This is a genomic window from Pseudomonas azotoformans (assembly GCF_001579805.1).
Taxonomy (GTDB): Bacteria; Pseudomonadota; Gammaproteobacteria; order Pseudomonadales; family Pseudomonadaceae; genus Aquipseudomonas; species Aquipseudomonas azotoformans_A.
Genome location: NZ_CP014546.1, coordinates 2135496 through 2154164 on the forward strand (window position 1 = coordinate 2135496; position 18669 = coordinate 2154164).

The window sequence follows — 18669 nt, forward strand, 5'->3', positions numbered from 1 at the left end:
TTAGAGGATTTTCACATGCAACTGATCCTTCTGGAAAAAGTCGCCAACCTGGGCAACCTGGGCGACAAAGTGAACGTTAAGGCCGGTTACGGTCGTAACTACCTGCTGCCATACGGCAAAGCCACCGCTGCAACCGCTGCCAACCTGGCTGCGTTTGAAGAGCGTCGTGCTGAGCTGGAAAAAGCAGCAGCAGACAAAAAAGCTTCGGCCGAAACTCGCGCTGCCCAACTGGCTGAGCTGGAAGTGACTATCACTGCCACCGCCGGTGACGAAGGCAAGCTGTTCGGTTCGATCGGCACCCACGACATCGCTGATGCACTGACCGCCTCCGGCGTTGAAGTGCAGAAGAGCGAAGTTCGTCTGCCGAACGGCACCATCCGCAACGTAGGCGAATTCGACGTAGCCGTGCACCTGCACGCCGAAGTTGAAGCCACCGTACGCGTTGTCGTGGTAGCAGCTTAAGCAGCACCTAACTGACTGGCACCTCGCGTGCCAGGCAGTTAACATCGGGCACGATCCTGTTTACAGGTCGTGCCTTTTGTTTTTCTACACACCCCTAAATTCCAAGTGGCCATGAACGATATTTCAGCTCCTGAGCAATACGATCTGCAAACCGCTGCCCTGAAGGTGCCGCCGCATTCCATCGAGGCCGAACAGGCCGTGCTCGGTGGTTTGATGCTGGACAACAACGCCTGGGAACGCGTGCTGGATCAAGTCTCGGACGGTGACTTCTATCGCCATGACCACCGCCTGATCTTCCGCGCCATCGCCAAACTGGCCGACCAGAACTCACCGATCGACGTGGTGACCCTGGCCGAGCAGCTGGACAAGGAAGGCCAGACCTCCCAGGTCGGCGGCCTCGGCTACCTCGGCGAACTGGCGAAAAACACGCCGTCCGTCGCCAACATCAAGGCTTATGCCCAGATCGTCCGCCAGCGGGCCACGCTGCGGCAACTGATCGGCATCAGCACAGAGATCGCCGACAGCGCCTTCAACCCGGAAGGGCGTACCGCCGAAGAAATCCTCGACGAAGCCGAGCGCCAGATCTTCCAGATCGCCGAGGCCCGCCCGAAAACCGGCGGCCCGGTCGGCGTCAACGAGCTGTTGACCAAGGCCATCGACCGTATCGACACCCTGTTCAACACCGACGCGGCCATCACCGGTATTTCTACCGGTTATGCGGACCTGGACGAGAAGACCAGCGGTCTGCAGCCGTCCGACTTGATCATCGTCGCCGGTCGTCCCTCCATGGGTAAGACCACCTTTGCGATGAACCTGGTGGAAAACGCCGTGCTGCGCAGCGACAAGACCGTCCTGGTGTACTCCCTGGAGATGCCCGGTGAATCGCTGATCATGCGGATGCTCTCGTCCCTGGGCCGTATCGATCAGACCAAGGTGCGTTCCGGCCAGCTGGAAGACGACGACTGGCCGCGCCTGACCTCGGCGGTCAACCTGCTCAATGACCGCAAGCTGTTCATCGACGACACCGCGGGTATCAGCCCCTCGGAGATGCGCGCACGTACCCGCCGCCTGGTGCGTGAACACGGCGACATCGCGCTGATCATGATCGACTACCTGCAGTTGATGCAGATCCCGGGCTCCAGCGGTGACAGCCGGACCAACGAGATTTCCGAGATCTCCCGGTCCTTGAAGGCCCTGGCCAAGGAATTCAACTGCCCGGTGGTGGCGCTGTCCCAGCTCAACCGTTCCCTGGAACAACGCCCCAACAAGCGCCCGGTGAACTCCGACTTGCGGGAATCCGGAGCGATCGAGCAGGACGCCGACGTGATCATGTTCGTGTACCGCGACGAGGTGTACCACCCCGAGACCGAGCACAAGGGCATTGCCGAGATCATCATCGGCAAGCAGCGGAACGGCCCCATCGGTTTTATCCGCCTGGCCTTCATCGGTAAGTACACCCGCTTCGAGAACCTCGCGCCGGGCAGCTACAACTTCGACGACGACGAATAACCCGTCTGCTCAATTCCGACCATTACCGTCGGAATTGGTCAAAATTTGTGCTATATTCCGCGCCCGCGATTTTCCATCTCAACACCGGTCACCGTCATGCAAACAGCCAAGCCGTTATTTGACTATCCCAAGTACTGGGCCGAATGTTTCGGTCCAGCGCCATTCCTGCCGATGAGCAGGGAGGAGATGGATCAGCTTGGCTGGGATTCCTGCGACATCATCATCGTCACCGGTGATGCGTACGTTGACCATCCGTCGTTCGGCATGGCGATCATCGGCCGGCTGCTGGAGTCCCAGGGCTTTCGCGTCGGGATCATTGCCCAGCCGAACTGGCAGTCCAAAGACGACTTCATGAAGCTCGGCGAGCCGAACCTGTTCTTCGGCGTCGCGGCCGGCAACATGGACTCGATGATCAACCGCTACACCGCCGACAAGAAAATCCGTTCCGACGACGCCTACACCCCTGGCGGCATGGCCGGCAAACGCCCGGACCGCGCCAGCCTGGTGTACAGCCAGCGTTGCAAGGAAGCCTACAAGAACGTGCCGATCGTACTCGGCGGCATCGAAGCCTCCCTGCGTCGCATCGCCCACTACGACTACTGGCAGGACCGCGTGCGCAACTCGATCCTGATCGACGCCACTGCCGACATCCTGCTGTACGGCAACGCCGAGCGTGCGATTGTCGAGGTTGCCCAGCGCCTGTCGTGGGGCCACAAGATCGAAGACATTACCGACGTGCGCGGCACCGCGTTCATTCGCCGTGACACGCCAGTGGGCTGGTACGAAGTGGACTCCACGCGTATCGACCGTCCGGGCAAGATCGACAAGATCATTAACCCGTACGTGAATACCCAGGACACCCAGGCCTGCGCCATCGAGCAGGAAAAAGGTCCGGTGGATGACCCGGAAGAGGCCAAGGTCGTACAGATCCTGGCCAGCCCGCGCATGACCCGCGACAAGACCGTGATCCGCCTGCCGTCGGTGGAGAAAGTCCGTGGCGATGCGGTGCTCTACGCCCACGCCAACCGCGTGTTGCACCTGGAAACCAACCCAGGCAACGCCCGCGCCCTGGTGCAGAAGCACGGCGAAGTGGACGTGTGGTTCAACCCGCCGCCCATCCCCATGACCACCGAAGAAATGGACTACGTGTTCGGCATGCCTTACGCCCGCGTCCCGCACCCGGCGTATGGCAAGGAAAAGATCCCGGCCTACGACATGATCCGTTTCTCGGTGAACATCATGCGTGGCTGCTTTGGCGGCTGCACCTTCTGCTCGATCACCGAGCACGAAGGCCGCATCATCCAGAACCGCTCCGAAGAGTCGATCATCCGCGAGATCGAAGAGATCCGCGACAAGGTCCCAGGCTTTACCGGCGTGATCTCCGACCTCGGCGGCCCGACTGCGAACATGTACCGCATCGCCTGCAAGAGCCCGGAAATCGAATCCGCGTGCCGCAAGCCATCGTGCGTGTTCCCCGGCATCTGCCCGAACCTGAACACCGATCACTCGTCGTTGATCCAGCTGTACCGCAGCGCCCGTGCGTTGCCGGGTGTGAAGAAGATCCTGATCGCCTCCGGCCTGCGCTATGACCTGGCCGTCGAGTCGCCGGAATACGTAAAAGAGCTGGTCACCCACCACGTGGGTGGCTACCTGAAGATTGCCCCGGAACACACCGAGGAAGGTCCGCTCAACCAGATGATGAAACCGGGCATTGGCAGCTATGACAAGTTCAAACGCATGTTCGAGAAGTACACCAAGGAAGCGGGCAAGGAGCAGTACCTGATTCCTTACTTCATCGCCGCTCACCCCGGCACCACCGATGAAGACATGATGAACCTGGCCCTGTGGCTCAAGGGCAACGGCTTCCGTGCCGACCAGGTGCAGGCGTTCTACCCGTCGCCGATGGCCACCGCCACCGCGATGTACCACTCGGGCAAGAACCCGCTGCGCAAGGTTACCTACAAGAGCGACGCGGTGACCATCGTCAAGAGCGAAGACCAGCGCCGTCTGCACAAGGCCTTCCTGCGCTATCACGACCCGAAAGGCTGGCCGATGCTGCGTGAAGCGCTGACCCGCATGGGCCGTGCCGACTTGATCGGGCCAGGCAAGGACCAACTGATCCCGCTGCACCAGCCAAGCACCGACAGCTACCAGAGTGCCCGTCGCAAGAACTCGACGCCGGCCGGCAGCCATAAGGTCGCCAAGGAAACCACCACCAAGATCCTCACCCAGCACACCGGTTTGCCTCCTCGCGGCAGCGACGGCAGCAACCCGTGGGACAAGCGTGAGCAAGCCAAGGCCGCCGCCCAGGCGCGCAACAAGCAGGCCGCCAAGGAACGCAGCGATGCGGCCAAGGGCAAGGGCGGCAAGCCTGCGCGCAAGCCGGTGGTGCCGCGTTGATCGCAGCCTGAATATGCAAAACGCCAGCCTCGTGCTGGCGTTTTGCTTTCTAGGCGCTGGGTGGGCGGTTTGTTAAGGTGGCGCCCATTCAGTTCAAGGAAGAAAAACATGGCTAACCCCCTGGCCGGCATCGGCATGGATTCCAACCGCTCACAGTTCATGGCGCGCCAGCGCATCGAAAGCCAGATCAACCTGCCGCGCCTGTTTGCAGCCATCGACGCCGATCCCGCCATCGTCGGCGCGGGTGTCGTGTACATCGACGCCGATTTCAACGTGGTGACCCTGCGCGAATTCCAACCCATCTGCAGCATCGCGCCTAAGCGGTTGATCCTGCGTGAGGCGCAGAAGTACATCGCACCCACGCAATTCGCCCAGCAGGTGCAAGACAATCCACGCGAATCGCGATTAGTGGGCGAAGCGGTGAATACCACCTTGTCATGTGCTGGTGCGGTGATCGGATGGATTGTGGTGCTCAGTGGTTCGGTCGCGGTTCCGTTTTCGGCGGGGGCCAGTTCGGTGGTCGTGGCACTCGGCTACACCGCCGCCGCCGCCAGTTCAGTGCAGTGTTTCGCCAGCGGCTATCGCACCGTGAATGAAATCCGCAACCCCGCCAAGAATGATCAGCTCGACAGCGAAGAGTGGTACCAATACACCATGATTGCGTTGGATGCCGCCTCGTTGGTCGGGGTGGGTGCATCGTCGCTGGCGACGCTCAAACTGGTCCGGCTGAACAAAGCGACCACCGGGAAAAGTGTAAGAGAGGTGCTCCGTGGCTTGAACCGTCAGGAGCGTGCCAAACTCACGAAGGAGCTATTGAGCATCAACGACCCGCGCCTCACGTCGAAGATGATCAAGTTGAAGCAACTGTCTGGCGAGCTGCCAAAGCGGTTTACGCCCACTGAGGTCAAGCACGCGACGGTGACGCAAATCAAGGATGCCTTGGGCGCTGCCATCGGTTTCACCGGCAGCGCGGTTTCGGGGAACGTGCGCACGATTGCCGTAGGGTTGTATGAGGAAGCCGAGCAATGAGCGAATTTCCCAGTATCCGCCGCTTTCTATCGACCTATTTTCCGGTGTTCATGGGGGCGATATTCGCCTCCATTTTTACCTTGGTGTTTGCGGTACCGCAGTTTTTCGACAGTTATTTACCCGGCCTTTCTATGGAGGACAACGCCAAGTATTCCTTCCTGGGAGGCATAGCACTCACCTTGGTCGTTGTGCATTGCAACTTCATGATTGCCCGTGGACATCCGCAGTGGGTATGGCCACTGATAGGGCTACTGGGGCTCTGCTTTCTGGGTGTATTGCCCACCTTCAGTGATCAGCCGCACCGGTTCATGTTTGGCTTGGGCTTGCTGTTCCCGTTAATCGGGCTGCTACTGCTCAACAGCCAGCGCCACCGCGAAATGCGCCAGAAACTGCGCGAAGTGCGCCTCCTGCGTGAAGCCGTGATTGCCCGCCACAAATCCCTGTGATTGGGTAGATTCCCCACCCACCTTCACACCGACGCCACAAATATGTGCGTCACTTGCACCATGGCACCGCCGTTGGCGCTGTTTTGGTGCTGTACTGCACCGGGTCTTACGATAAAGCGCAATGACCGCCGCTCTGGCATAAGTCTTGCGCGCTTTGTTTCCATGCCCTGGCTCGCAGGAGGCCGCCGTGTCGATTCATGTCGCGTTGCACCACGTTACGCATTACCGCTATGACCGCGCTGTCGAACTCGGCCCACAGATCGTGCGCTTGCGCCCGGCGGCCCATAGCCGCACGCGGATTCTGTCCTACGCGCTGAAAGTGCTGCCCGAGCAGCATTTCATCAACTGGCAGCAGGACCCCCAGGGCAATTACCTGGCGCGGTTGGTGTTCCCGGAAAAGACTGACGAGCTGCGCATCGAAGTCGACCTGGTCGCTGAGATGGCCGTATTCAACCCCTTCGACTTTTTCCTCGAACCCTACGCCGAGAAAATCCCCTTCAGCTACGCCGCCGACGAGCAGCGTGAGCTGGCGCCGTACCTGGAAACCTTGCCATTGACGCCGAAGTTCGCCGCGTACCTGGCGGGTATCGACCGCACGCCGCTGCCGGCCGTGGACTTTTTGGTGGGCCTCAACCAGCGCCTGGCGGCTGATATCGGCTACCTGATCCGCATGGAACCGGGTGTACAAACCCCGGAATACACCCTGAAAAACGCCTCCGGTTCATGCCGCGACTCGGCTTGGTTGCTGGTGCAGATCCTGCGTAACCTGGGGTTGGCGGCGCGGTTTGTGTCCGGCTACCTGATCCAACTCACTGCTGACGTCAAAGCCCTCGATGGCCCCTCCGGCACGGAAGTGGATTTCACCGACCTGCACGCCTGGTGCGAAGTGTATTTGCCCGGCGCCGGCTGGATCGGCCTGGACGCTACCTCCGGGTTGTTCGCCGGTGAAGGCCATATTCCGTTGGCGTGTAGTCCCGATCCATCCTCCGCCGCACCGATCAGTGGGCTGGTGGAGCCTTGCGAGTGTGAATTCACCCACGAAATGTCGGTTGAGCGGATCTGGGAGGCGCCGCGCGTCACCAAGCCCTACACCGAAGAGCAATGGCTGGCGATCCAGGCCTTGGGGCGTCAGATTGATGGCGACCTGCTCAAGGACGACGTACGTCTGACCATGGGCGGCGAACCCACCTTCGTCTCCATCGACGATCCCGACGGCGCCGAATGGAACACCGCCGCGCTCGGCCCGGACAAGCGCCGACTGTCCGCCGAGCTGTTCCAGCGAATGCGCAAGCACTACGCCCCGAAGGGTTTGGTGCACTTCGGCCAAGGCAAGTGGTACCCCGGTGAGCAATTGCCGCGTTGGTCGCTCAATTGCTACTGGCGCCGCGACGGTGTGCCGATCTGGCACAACAGCGCGTTGATTGCCGATGAGCAAGAGGACTACGGCGCGGATGGCGCACTGGCCGGGCGTTTCCTGGCCAGCGTCGCAGAGCGCCTCAAGTTGCCGGCGCGCTTCGTTTTCCCGGCCTTCGAAGACAATTTTTACTACCTGTGGCGCGAAGGTGCGCTGCCGCAAAACGTCACCGCCCAGGACCCGCGCCTGAGCGACGACTTGGAGCGCGAACGCCTGCGCAAGGTGTTCAGCCAGGGTCTGGATAAAGTCATCGGCCAAGTGCTGCCGTTGGCGCGCACGGCGGCCAATGACCGTTGGCAAAGCGGGCGCTGGTACCTGCGTGACAACCACTGCCGCCTGGTGCCGGGGGATTCGCCGTTGGGCTATCGCCTGCCATTGGCCTCGCAGCCGTGGGTGACGGCGGCGGAGTACCCGTTTGTGCACCCGACTGACCCGAACCAGGATCAGCCGGAGCTGCCGTCCACCGCGCAGCTGCAAAGCCACGATGAGCCCGCGCCGAGCGATGAACGCGTGCCACAGGTGGACGAGTCCGCCGACTGGCTGACCCGCACCGCCCTGTGCGCCGAAGCGCGGGAAGGGCGCCTCTATCTGTTCATGCCGCCCCTGGAGCGTGTTGAAGACTATCTGGAGCTGGTGGCCGCCATTGAATCCACCGCTGAAGAGCTGCATTGCCCGGTATTGCTGGAAGGCTATGAACCACCCTCCGATACACGCCTGAGCAACTTCCGCGTGACGCCGGACCCGGGTGTGATCGAGGTCAACGTGCAGCCATCCGCCACCTGGGACGAGTTGGTGGAACGCACCGAATTCCTCTACGAAGAGGCGCGGCAAACGCGCTTGACCACCGAGAAATTCATGATCGACGGGCGCCACACCGGCACCGGCGGCGGTAACCACTTCGTGTTGGGCGGCGCGACGCCCAAGGACTCACCGTTCCTGCGCCGACCCGATCTGCTGCGCAGTCTGATCAGCTACTGGCACAACCACCCCTCGCTTTCCTACCTGTTTTCCGGCCTGTTCATCGGCCCGACTTCCCAGGCTCCAAGGGTGGACGAGGCGCGCAACGACGCGTTGTACGAGCTGGAAGTCGCCTTCGCACAAATGCCAGAGCCCGGCGAAGAATGCCCGCCCTGGTTGGTGGACCGCCTGCTGCGCAACCTGCTGATCGACGTGACGGGCAACACCCACCGCGCCGAATTCTGCATCGACAAACTCTACTCGCCGGACGGCGCCACCGGCCGCCTCGGCCTGTTGGAGCTGCGCGCATTTGAAATGCCGCCCCACGCCCGCATGAGCCTGACCCAGCAGTTGTTGCTGCGCGCCTTGGTCGCGCGTTTCTGGCACGAACCCTACGCGCCGCCGAAGCTGGCGCGGTGGGGCACGGAGTTGCACGATCGTTTCCTGTTGCCGCATTTCATCGAGCAAGATTTTGCCGATGTGATCGTCGAACTCAACGCCGCTGGCTACCCGCTGCGCGCCGAGTGGTTTGCCGCGCACCTGGAATTCCGTTTCCCCAAAGTGGGTGACTACGCCGTCAGCGGGATCGAACTGGAGCTGCGCCAGGCCCTGGAGCCCTGGCATGTACTGGGCGAGGAGGGCGCTGTGGGCGGCACCGTGCGTTATGTGGATTCGTCCCTTGAGCGCCTGCAAGTCAAGTTGACCGGGCTTCCTCCGCAGCGCTACCTGCTGACCTGCAACGGCATCCCGGTGCCGCTGCAAGCCACTGGGCGAGTCGGTGAGTTCGTCGCTGGCGTGCGTTATCGCGCCTGGCAACCGGCCAACTGTCTGCAACCGACCATCCCGGTGCATGCGCCGCTGGTGTTCGACCTGCTGGACACCTGGATGCAGCGTTCGCTGGGTGGATGCCAATACCATGTCGCCCATCCGGGCGGGCGCAATTACGACAGCTTGCCGGTGAATGCCAACGAGGCAGAGAGCCGGCGCATGGCGCGGTTTTTCCGGTTGGGGCATAGCCCAGGGAAGCTCTACGTGCCGAGCGTGGTCGTGAACGATGAACTACCGATGACCCTGGATCTGCGCCGCTTCCCCCATAAAAATGACTGAACGCGATCCCTCTGTGGGCGCGAGCTTTTGTGGTGAGCGAGCTTGCCTCGCGCGGGGCAAGCCCGCTCACCACAAAAGCCGGGGCCTACAGGGGATTTGCAGTGTTTGTTGAGTTAATCTGAGCCCCCTTGCCTCTGCCGAGCGTTCCATGTCCGACTTGCTCGACCGTTACCCGCTGACCGCGGGCACCTATCACGAACTGCTGGATGACAGCGGCGCAGTGCGTGCCCATTGGCGACGCCTGCTGGACCACCTGCAACGCAGCACACCGGCGCAACTGGCCCAGCGCCAGGCATTGCTGACCCGGCAGATCCAGGAAAACGGCGTGACCTATAACGTCTACGCCGACCCCAAGGGCGCCGACCGCCCGTGGGAGCTGGATTTGCTGCCCCATGTGCTGGCGGCTGATGAGTGGCAGCACCTGTCGGCAGGTATCGCCCAGCGTGCGCGCCTGCTCAATGCGGTGCTGGCGGATCTGTACGGCCCGCAGCGTCTGATCAAGGAGGGTTTGCTGCCGGCGGAGCTGGTGTTCGGGCATAACAATTTCCTGTGGCCGTGCCAGGGCATCCAGCCGCCGGACGGTGCGTTCCTGCACCTGTACGCCGTGGACCTGGCGCGCACGCCGGATGGCCGCTGGTGGGTCACCGCCGACCGTACCCAGGCCCCATCCGGTGCCGGCTATGCGCTGGAAAACCGCACCATCGTGTCCCGCGCCTTCCCGGATCTTTACCGTGACTTGCAGGTGCAGCACCTCACCGGTTTCTTCCGCACCTTGCAGGAAACCCTGGCCCGCCAGGCGCCCGGTGATGACCAGCCGCCGCTGATCGTGCTGCTGACGCCCGGCCGGTTCAACGAAAGTTACTTCGAGCATCTTTACCTCGCCCGCCAGCTCGGCTACCCACTGGTGGAAGGCGGTGACCTCACCGTGCGCGACAGCACCGTATTCCTGAAAACCCTCAGCGGCCCTACGCCGGGTACACGCGATCATGCGTCGACTCGACGATGACTTCTGCGACCCGCTGGAGCTGCGCACCGACTCGGCCCTCGGCGTGCCGGGTTTGCTGGATGCCGTGCGCCAAGGCAACGTGCTGGTGGCCAATGCCCTGGGCAGCGGCGTGCTGGAATCTCCGGGTTTGCTGGGCTTTCTGCCGAAGATCAACGAATTCCTGTTTGGTGAAAAACTGATTCTGCCGTCCATTGCCACCTGGTGGTGCGGTGAGGCGCCGGTGCTGGCCGAAGCGCTGGAGAAACTGCCGGAGTTGCTGATCAAACCGGCGTTTCCGTCGCAGAGTTTTGCGCCGGTATTCGGCCGCGACCTCAACGACGAACAACGCCAGGCCCTGGCTGAGCGCATGCGCGCGCGGCCCTACGCCTACGTCGCCCAGGAGCTGGCTCAATTGTCCCAGGCGCCGGTGTGGCACACCGTGGATGACCACCTGCAACACCGCGCCATCGGCATGCGCGTATACGCCGTGGCCAGCGACGACGGTTACCGTGTACTGCCCGGCGGCCTGACGCGGGTGGCCGCAGAGGCCGACGCCGAAGTGGTGTCGATGCAACGCGGCGGTGCGAGCAAGGACACCTGGGTGCTTGGCGAACGCGCCGCCGGTGGCGAACACTGGCGTGCACAGCGTGCGATTGGCACCCATGACCTGGTGCGCCGCGATCCCTATCTACCGTCCCGCGTGGTGGAAAATCTGTTCTGGTTCGGCCGTTACTGCGAACGCTGCGACGACAGCGCGCGTTGGCTGCGTATCGTGCTGGCGCGTTATGTGGACGGCGACGATCCGTTGGCTTTGCAGGCTGCCGTCGAGCTGGGCGAAAACCTGCGCCTGCTGCCGGAGGAGGGCGAATTGCCCGAACGCCTGCTGGCGGCCCTGCTCGGAGATGACTGGCCATCGAGCCTTCGCGCCAACCTGCAACGCTTGCAGTGGGCGGCGTCGCAAGTGCGCGGCAAGTTGTCCCGGGAAAACTGGCAGGCCCTGGTGGAGCTGCAGCGCGAAGCCATGGAGCTGGAAAGCGAATCGCCGGATTTTGGCGAGTTGCTGGACTTCCTCAACCGCCTGGTGATGTCCCTGGCGGCGCTGTCCGGGTTTGCCCTGGATGATATGACCCGCGATGAAGGCTGGCGTTTCCTGATGATGGGCCGACGCATCGAGCGTCTGCAATTCCTGAGCAGCAGCTTGGCGGCCTTCCTGCGCGGTGTGGCAGTGTTCGATCAGGCCGGGTTGGAGTGGTTGCTGGAACTGGGCAACAGCAGCATCACCTACCGTTCGCGTTACCTGGCGGTGCCGCAGTTGATCCCGGTGCTCGATTTGCTGCTGCTCGATGAGCAGAACCCGCACGCAGTGTTGTTCCAGCTCAAGCTGGTGAGCCGCACGCTGCGACGTCTCAATGATGACTTTGGTGTGCCTCGGGAAACCGGCCTGGGCCCCTTGGTGGAACGCCTGGCGCGATTCGACCTGGGTTGCCTTGAGAACCCGTTGTTCGGCGAATCCAGCGTGCGTGCCGCGCTGGACGGCCTGGCCGACCTGCTGCAAGCGGTGGCCGATGAGAGTGGGCAAGTGTCGGATCGCCTGGCCTTGCGTCACTTTGCCCATGTGGATGATGTCAGCCAGCAAACGGTGTCGGTGTGATGAGTGCGCGCTACCAGATTTTCCACGATACCCATTACCACTACGACAGCCCGGTGTCCCTGGCCCAGCAGTTGGCGCACCTGTGGCCACGGCCGTGCGCCTGGCAGCGTTGCAGCTTGCAGCAACTGGATATCAGCCCGGAACCGACCTCGCGCCGCGATGAGCTGGACGTGTTTGGCAACCCGATCACGCGCCTGGCATTCGAGCGGCCCCATGATGAATTGCTGGTGAATGCCGGGCTGACCGTGGAAGTACTGGCGCGGCCTGCGCTGGACTTCCAGCTGTCGCCGGCCTGGGACCAGACCCGCGACAGCCTGACCTACAGCAGCCAGCCGATGTCCGATGCGCTGATCGAAGCCTGCCGCTACCGTTTCGAATCGCCCTACGTGCACTTGAAGAAAACCTTCGTCGAATTCTCCGAAAGCTGTTTTCCTCCTGGCAAACCCTTGCTGCTGGGCGTGCAGGCGTTGATGGAAAAGATCTTCAGCGAGTTCACCTTCGATGCCGAGGCCACCCAGGTCGCCACGCCGCTGGTGGAGGTGCTGGAGCGCCGTCGCGGCGTGTGCCAGGACTTCGCCCACCTGATGCTCGCCTGCCTGCGCTCGCGGGGCCTGGCGGCGCGTTATATCAGCGGTTACCTGCTCACCCAGCCGCCGCCAGGCCAGCCACGGCTGATCGGCGCCGATGCGTCCCACGCGTGGGTCTCGGTGTATTGCCCGGTTTCGGGCTGGGTGGATTTCGATCCGACGAACAATGTGCAGCCGGCACTGGAACACATCACCCTGGCCTGGGGCCGGGATTTTTCCGATGTGTCGCCGTTGCGAGGGGTGATTCTGGGGGGAGGGAGCCATGACCCGGAGGTGCGGGTGACGGTGATGCCGCTGGAATAACAGTTGATTGTGCCGAGCCGGGCAGGCCGGCTCAGCACAAAGGAATTTATTCAGCCGGATCTTTTGGTGTTTCGGTCTCGTCGCTCGTTTCTTCACCATCAACATCGGCGTTCAGCCCATTGGCCTCTTCATCTGCAGCGGCTTTCTTGCGTTGCAGTTTTTCCTCTTTCTTCTGCTCCTTGGCCAAGTCTCTCTGACGTTTGGCGAAGGAGTAATTAGGTTTGGCCATGGGCGATCCTCTAGGGTCGAAGGTGAGGGTGGCGGCGCGCAGCTGCCTTGGGACGACATGGTAGCAGCTTCAGGGGGCGCTTGGCCTTCACTTACCGCAGGCGTAGGCGGCCAGCAGGCCGTTGAACAGTTGGTTGAGGTGCATGGCGCGGACTCCGATGGGTGATGAGCCGATCATAGCCAGGGGGTTGTACTTTGGCTGGTAGATTGTGTTGATAAGTCTGATAGCCTAAAGTTGTATACAATCTGTTGATTCAGATCATAAGAATTCCTGCCTGGTTCAGGCACCCTTGTCGCAATACGCGTTTTTTAAACCCTGCCTTGGAGATTCACATGTTTGCCAAACTCGTTGCTGTTTCCCTGCTGACTCTGGCGAGCGGCCAGTTGCTTGCTGCAGAGTGCAAGGTCACTGTCGACTCCACCGACCAAATGTCCTTCAACACCAAAGCCATTGAAATCGACAAAAGCTGCAAGACGTTCACCGTCGAGCTGACCCACTCCGGCAACCTGCCGAAAAACGTCATGGGTCACAACTGGGTGCTGACCAGCGCCGCCAACATGCAGCCGGTTGCTACCGACGGCATGGCCGCCGGCATCGACAAGGACTACCTGAAGCCGGGTGACGACCGCATCATCGCCCACACCAAGATCATCGGTGCCGGCGAGAAAGACTCGGTGACCTTCGACGTGTCGAAGCTGGCCGCTGGGACTGACTACGCATTCTTCTGCTCGTTCCCAGGCCACATCTCGATGATGAAAGGCACTGTGACCCTGAAGTAAGCCGACTCTTGTCGAAAAAAAAGCGCCTGTTCAGGCGCTTTTTTTGTGCTCGCTCATATCAAGGCGCAAACGGCATGACCCGCTTGTGCTCGGTCTTGCGATACGTGTCGCAGATGATCCTGAACGCCTCTTCACGCACCGGCTCGCCGTGCAGGAAGGCATCGATCTCGGCATAGGTCACGCCGTGTGACGCTTCGTCCGGCTTGCCCGGCGACAGGTCTTCCAGGTCCGCCGTCGGCACCTTCTCCACCAATGACTCCGGCGCACCAAAGTGCCGCGCAATCGCACGCACCTGGTTTTTCACCAGCCCGCTCAACGGCGCCAGGTCGCACGCGCCGTCACCGAACTTGGTGAAAAAGCCCATCACCGCTTCCGCCGCATGGTCGGTGCCGATCACCAGGCCACCGGCTGCGCCGGCGATGGTGTACTGCGCCACCATGCGCATGCGCGCCTTGGTGTTGCCCAGCACGAAATCGCGGGACACCGCGGCCTTGCCTTCAAACGCCGCCACTTCATTGGCCAGGGCTTTGACGGCCGGTCCGATGTTCACGGTGTGGCGCTCGTCCGGCTCGATAAAATCTACCGAGGCGGTGGCATCGATTTCGTCGAACTGGGTTTCGTAAGGCAGTCGCACCGCAATAAAGCGGTAAGCCTCATCACCGCTGTTCTCGCGCAGCGCTTTCACCGCGCGTTGGGCCAGCAGGCCTGCGGTCAGGGAGTCGACGCCACCGCTGATGCCCAGCACCAGCGTCTTGAGCCCGGAATTGCGCAGGCAGTCCTGGATAAAGGTCACGCGGCGGGCAACCTCGGCCTCAAGGGCGGCCTGGTCGTGGAACGGCGCTTGGACCTTGAGCTGTTCAGCAATCTCACGCTGTACGGCTTGCATGATTCACTCCTTGCTAGAGATGGCAGGTACTTTGAAAACATGACGCAAATAGGCGACGAAATTCGGGTCGGTGCAGTGGGTCTTGCCCGCTTCATCGGAGATCTTCGCGACGGGCTGGCCATTGCAGGCGGTCATTTTAAGCACGATGCTCATCGGTTCCACACCTGGAATGTCGCAGGTCAGGTTGGTGCCGATGCCAAAGCTCACATTAATGCGACCGCGCAGCGCACGGAAAATCTCCAGGGCCTTGGGCAGTGACAGGCTGTCGGAGAACACCAACGTCTTGCTCATCGGCTCGATGCCGAGTTTGTGGTAGTGGGCGATGGCTTTTTCTGCCCATTGCACGGGATCGCCGGAGTCATGGCGCAGGCCGTCGAACAGCTTGGCGAAGTACAGGTCGAAGTCGCCCAGGAATGCGTCGGTGGTGATGCAGTCGGTCAGGGCGATGCCCAGCAGGCCACGGTATTCGCGAACCCAGCAGTCGAGCGCGGCGATTTGGCTGTCGATCAGGCGCGGGCCGAGTTGCTGGTGGGCCATGATCCATTCGTGGGCCATGGTGCCCAGCGGTTTCATGTCCAACTCGCGGGCCAGGTGCACGTTGCTAGTGCCGACAAAACGGCCGGGGAAGTCGTGCTTGAGCACGCTGACCACTTCTTCCTGCACCCGGTACGAGAAGCGCCGACGCGTGCCAAAGTCGGCCACTTGCAGCTCCGACAGTTCATCGCTGCTGGCATTGGCGGTCAGCCAGTCGAACTTGCGGTACAGCTGCTCGCGGGCCTGCTCGAGGATCACGGTCTGGTAGCGGTAGCGGTTACGCACTTCGCTGACGATGGCCAGCATCGGCACTTCAAACAGGATCACATGCAGCCACGGCCCGCGCAGGCGGATGAATAATTCGCCGTTCTCGATACCGGTCTGCACATAGCGCAGGTTGAAGCGGAACAGCCCGAGAAAGCGCAAAAAGTCCGGCTTCATAAAGCTGATGCGTTCCAGGAAACCCAACTGGTCGGGGCTCAGGCTCAGCTCGGCGAGGCGTTCGATCTGGTAGCGGATCTCCGCCAGGTACGGGCGCAGGTCTTCGCTGTTACGGCAACGGAACTCCCATTCAACTTCCACGTTGGGGTAGTTGTGCAGCACCGCCTGCATCATGGTCAGCTTGTAGAAGTCGGTGTCGAGCAAGTTCTGCACGATGCGATCGGCAAACACACTCTCGCTCATAACGGGAATCTCCAGACGGGTCGGCGATGGGCGCCGACCTTTACGCACAATTAAGGAAGGGGGCTAGTGGCGCATAGACGTGGGTCGGTTTGCCAGTGTTTTTTCAGTCGGCATCCACCTGCTCCATCATCCACTTCACAAAATCGCGCACCTTGGGCACCTCCGCCGAATGCTCGGGGTAGGCCAGGTAATAGGCATCCTGGCTCGGCATTGCATGCTGCCAGGGGATCACCAGCTTGCCGTCGGCCAGTTCCTCTTCCACCAGGAATCGCGGTAGCAGCGCCACACCACAGCCGACTTGGGCTGCACGAATGCACATATAAAAGGTGTCGAACCGCGGCCCATGATAGCTGTGCTCGGTCTGGTAGCCCTGGCTGGCGAACCAGTCATGCCAGCCCTGGGGGCGTGAGGCGTTTTGCAGCAGCACCAGGTTGCTCAGTTGCGTGGGGTCGGTGAAGGGCTGCGCGGGCAAACTCTCGGGTGCGCACACCGGTACAAGCTCTTCGCTGAACAACTTCAGGCTCTCGGTGCCGGGGCGTGAGCCCTGACCGAAGTAGAACGCCATGTCGGCCTTGCCTTGCAGCAGCTCATCCGGTTCCTGTTCATTGCACAGGTCCAGGTGGATCTGCGGGTGACGCAGCCGCCAGCCCTTGAGGCGCGGCACCAGCCAGCGCGCGCCGAAGGTGTAGGGCGTGGAGACGCGCAGCACTTCGGTTTCGCCGCCGTAGGAGCGCAGGTAGTGGGTGGACATCTCCACCTGCGTGAGGATTTTTCTCACTTCCACTAGATACAAATCCCCGGCCGGAGTCATCTGCAAGCGCCGGCGCACGCGGCGGAACAGCAGGTGCTGCAGCAACTCTTCCAGCTGCGCCACCTGCTTGCTCACCGCGCTCTGCGTGAGGTTCAGTTCCTCGGCGGCGCGGGTGAAGCTCAGATGACGGGTGGAGGCTTCGAAGCACTGCAAGGCGGTGATCGAGGGCAAATGTCTTTTGTTCAGCACGGCGTGCCTCTTTTTATGCTTTGCATGAATAAACGGAATGATATCTCGCCTAATCGTCGTTTGTTGGCAAGTCTTGGGCCAGCTACAAATAAGGCCTGGATCGCCGTGTCGCCAGCGGCGCAATTTTTCTGTTTGTAGATTGAAGGAGTGACCCATGGTTGCCGCATTGCTTGATCGTCTCGGGGTAAACCCGGCGCTGTACCAGTCGGGCAAGCAGCCCGTGCATTCGCCGATCGATGGCAGCCGTATCGGCAGTGTGCACTGGGAAGGTGCCGCCGAGGTGGAGCAACAGGTCAGTCGCGCCGAGCATGCATTCGAAGCCTGGCGCAAAGTGCCGGCACCGCGCCGTGGCGAACTGGTGCGCCAGTTCGGTGACGTGTTGCGCGAATACAAGGCCGACCTGGGCGAGCTGGTGTCCTGGGAAGCCGGCAAGATCACCCAGGAAGGCCTGGGCGAAGTGCAGGAAATGATCGACATCTGCGACTTCGCCGTTGGCCTGTCGCGCCAGTTGTACGGCTTGACCATCGCCTCCGAACGCCCAGGCCACCACATGCGTGAAACCTGGCATCCGCTGGGCGTGGTTGGTGTGATCAGCGCGTTCAACTTCCCGGTCGCCGTGTGGGCGTGGAACACCACCCTGGCGCTGGTGTGCGGTAACGCCGTGATCTGGAAGCCCTCGGAAAAAACCCCGCTCACTGCGCTGGCCTGCCAGGCATTGTTCGAGCGCGTGCTGAAAAAATTCGATGGCGCCCCGCAATACCTGAGCCAAGTGATCATCGGCGGCCGCGACGCCGGTGCTGCACTGGTGGACGACCCGCGCGTCGCGCTGATCAGCGCCACCGGCAGCACCCGCATGGGCCGTGAAGTGGCGCCGAAAGTCGCCGCCCGTTTTGCCCGCAGTATCCTGGAGCTGGGCGGCAACAACGCGATGATCCTCGGCCCAAGCGCCGACCTGGACATGGCCGTGCGCGCCATCCTGTTCAGCGCCGTCGGCACCGCTGGCCAGCGCTGCACCACTCTGCGCCGGCTGATCGCCCATGAGTCGGTGAAGGCAGAAATCGTCACCCGCCTCAAGGCCGCCTATTCCAAAGTACGCATCGGCCACCCGCTGGAAGGCAACCTGATCGGCCCGCTGATCGACAAGCACGGCTTCGACAACATGCAGGACGCCCTGGAACAAGCCTTGAGTGAAGGCGGCAAGGTGTTCGGCGGCAAGCGCCAACTGGAAGACACGTTTCCGAATGCCTACTACGTCTCGCCGGCCATTGTGGAAATGCCCGAGCAAAGTGACGTGGTGTGCACCGAGACTTTCGCCCCGATCCTCTATGTAATCGGCTACAACGACTTCAACGAAGCCCTGCGCCTGAACAACGCCGTGCCTCAAGGCCTGTCGTCGTGCATCTTCACCACCGACGTGCGTGAAGCCGAGCAGTTCATGTCGGCGGTGGGCAGCGACTGTGGCATTGCCAACGTCAACATCGGCCCGAGCGGCGCGGAAATCGGCGGAGCGTTTGGTGGCGAGAAAGAGACCGGCGGCGGGCGTGAGTCGGGTTCGGATGCGTGGCGCGGGTATATGCGTCGCCAGACCAATACCGTCAATTACTCGCTTGAGCTGCCATTGGCACAAGGCATTACATTCGATTGATTCCAGCCTCAAGTTGCAAGCTGCAAGCTCCAAGTTAGAAGCAGTCTGGCTTTTAGCTTGCC

Annotated in this window: 13 protein-coding genes and 1 pseudogene; 10 read left to right on the forward strand and 4 right to left on the reverse strand. The window is 61.7% G+C overall.

Annotated features, from left to right (window positions below; genetic code table 11):
- The first annotated feature begins 15 nt into the window (after positions 1-15).
- The 8 genes and pseudogenes from rplI (at position 16) to AYR47_RS09905 (ending at position 12850) form a co-directional block, all read left to right on the forward strand.
- A complete protein-coding gene (gene rplI, locus AYR47_RS09870; RefSeq protein WP_003171376.1) occupies positions 16-462 on the forward strand; it encodes a 50S ribosomal protein L9 in 447 nt (148 codons plus the stop codon).
- Between the two features lie 111 nt (positions 463-573).
- Positions 574-1971, forward strand: a complete 1398-nt coding sequence (gene dnaB / locus AYR47_RS09875; RefSeq protein ID WP_016976916.1) for a replicative DNA helicase — start codon at positions 574-576, stop codon at positions 1969-1971.
- Positions 1972-2067: 96 nt separating this feature from the next.
- The gene (locus AYR47_RS09880) at positions 2068-4371 is read left to right on the forward strand and encodes a YgiQ family radical SAM protein (RefSeq protein ID WP_038851243.1); all 2304 of its coding nucleotides are present in this window, start codon (positions 2068-2070) and stop codon (positions 4369-4371) included.
- Positions 4372-4479: 108 nt separating this feature from the next.
- A complete protein-coding gene (locus AYR47_RS09885) occupies positions 4480-5400 on the forward strand; it encodes a hypothetical protein (RefSeq protein WP_033897403.1) in 921 nt (306 codons plus the stop codon).
- Positions 5397-5846, forward strand: a complete 450-nt coding sequence (locus AYR47_RS09890; protein ID WP_061435089.1) for a hypothetical protein — start codon at positions 5397-5399, stop codon at positions 5844-5846. Before AYR47_RS09885 ends, AYR47_RS09890 begins: the two co-directional genes overlap by 4 nt.
- Before the next feature lie 187 nt (positions 5847-6033).
- Positions 6034-9324, forward strand: a complete 3291-nt coding sequence (locus AYR47_RS09895; protein ID WP_061435090.1) for a transglutaminase family protein — start codon at positions 6034-6036, stop codon at positions 9322-9324.
- Between the two features lie 148 nt (positions 9325-9472).
- Positions 9473-11960, forward strand: a pseudogene (locus AYR47_RS09900) (circularly permuted type 2 ATP-grasp protein).
- Entirely contained in the window at positions 11960-12850 is an 891-nt protein-coding gene (locus AYR47_RS09905; protein WP_038851235.1) for a transglutaminase family protein, read from the forward strand. Before AYR47_RS09900 ends, AYR47_RS09905 begins: the two are co-directional and overlap by 1 nt.
- Before the next feature lie 46 nt (positions 12851-12896).
- Here the strand turns inward: AYR47_RS09905 and AYR47_RS09910 are convergent, their stop codons facing one another.
- Complete coding sequence (locus tag AYR47_RS09910) at positions 12897-13079, reverse strand: hypothetical protein (RefSeq protein WP_033897398.1); 183 nt, start codon at positions 13077-13079, stop codon at positions 12897-12899.
- A 332-nt stretch (positions 13080-13411) separates the two neighbouring features.
- On the opposite strand from AYR47_RS09910, the gene azu reads away from it, so the two are divergent.
- On the forward strand, positions 13412-13858 hold the full coding sequence (azu, locus tag AYR47_RS09915) for an azurin (protein WP_033897397.1): 447 nt from the start codon (positions 13412-13414) through the stop codon (positions 13856-13858).
- A gap of 58 nt (positions 13859-13916) precedes the next feature.
- Here azu and nadE read toward each other — a convergent pair whose 3' ends face one another.
- The 3 genes from nadE to AYR47_RS09930 form a co-directional block, all read right to left on the reverse strand.
- Positions 13917-14744, reverse strand: a complete 828-nt coding sequence (gene nadE, locus AYR47_RS09920) for an ammonia-dependent NAD(+) synthetase (RefSeq protein WP_061435092.1) — start codon at positions 14742-14744, stop codon at positions 13917-13919.
- A gap of 3 nt (positions 14745-14747) precedes the next feature.
- Positions 14748-15962 (reverse strand): nicotinate phosphoribosyltransferase, encoded by a 1215-nt coding sequence (gene pncB / locus AYR47_RS09925; RefSeq protein WP_016976927.1) that lies wholly within the window; start codon positions 15960-15962, stop codon positions 14748-14750.
- Between the two features lie 103 nt (positions 15963-16065).
- The gene (locus tag AYR47_RS09930; protein WP_061435094.1) at positions 16066-16962 is read right to left on the reverse strand and encodes a LysR family transcriptional regulator; all 897 of its coding nucleotides are present in this window, start codon (positions 16960-16962) and stop codon (positions 16066-16068) included.
- Positions 16963-17116: 154 nt separating this feature from the next.
- Between AYR47_RS09930 and amaB the strand changes: the two genes are divergently transcribed.
- On the forward strand, positions 17117-18607 hold the full coding sequence (amaB, locus tag AYR47_RS09935; RefSeq protein ID WP_033897394.1) for an L-piperidine-6-carboxylate dehydrogenase: 1491 nt from the start codon (positions 17117-17119) through the stop codon (positions 18605-18607).
- Positions 18608-18669: the final 62 nt, after the last annotated feature.

What these genes read in the sequence shown, in the direction of transcription:
- pncB (WP_016976927.1), bottom strand. Translation starts at nt 15,962, where the DNA reads ATGAGCGAGAGTGTGTTTGCCGATCGCATCGTGCAGAACTTGCTCGAC.
- nadE (WP_061435092.1), bottom strand. Translation starts at nt 14,744, where the DNA reads ATGCAAGCCGTACAGCGTGAGATTGCTGAACAGCTCAAGGTCCAAGCG.
- azu (WP_033897397.1), top strand. Translation starts at nt 13,412, where the DNA reads ATGTTTGCCAAACTCGTTGCTGTTTCCCTGCTGACTCTGGCGAGCGGC.
- AYR47_RS09905 (WP_038851235.1), top strand. Translation starts at nt 11,960, where the DNA reads ATGAGTGCGCGCTACCAGATTTTCCACGATACCCATTACCACTACGAC.
- amaB (WP_033897394.1), top strand. Translation starts at nt 17,117, where the DNA reads ATGGTTGCCGCATTGCTTGATCGTCTCGGGGTAAACCCGGCGCTGTAC.
- AYR47_RS09910 (WP_033897398.1), bottom strand. Translation starts at nt 13,079, where the DNA reads ATGGCCAAACCTAATTACTCCTTCGCCAAACGTCAGAGAGACTTGGCC.
- AYR47_RS09890 (WP_061435089.1), top strand. Translation starts at nt 5,397, where the DNA reads ATGAGCGAATTTCCCAGTATCCGCCGCTTTCTATCGACCTATTTTCCG.
- AYR47_RS09880 (WP_038851243.1), top strand. Translation starts at nt 2,068, where the DNA reads ATGCAAACAGCCAAGCCGTTATTTGACTATCCCAAGTACTGGGCCGAA.
- AYR47_RS09885 (WP_033897403.1), top strand. Translation starts at nt 4,480, where the DNA reads ATGGCTAACCCCCTGGCCGGCATCGGCATGGATTCCAACCGCTCACAG.
- dnaB (WP_016976916.1), top strand. Translation starts at nt 574, where the DNA reads ATGAACGATATTTCAGCTCCTGAGCAATACGATCTGCAAACCGCTGCC.
- rplI (WP_003171376.1), top strand. Translation starts at nt 16, where the DNA reads ATGCAACTGATCCTTCTGGAAAAAGTCGCCAACCTGGGCAACCTGGGC.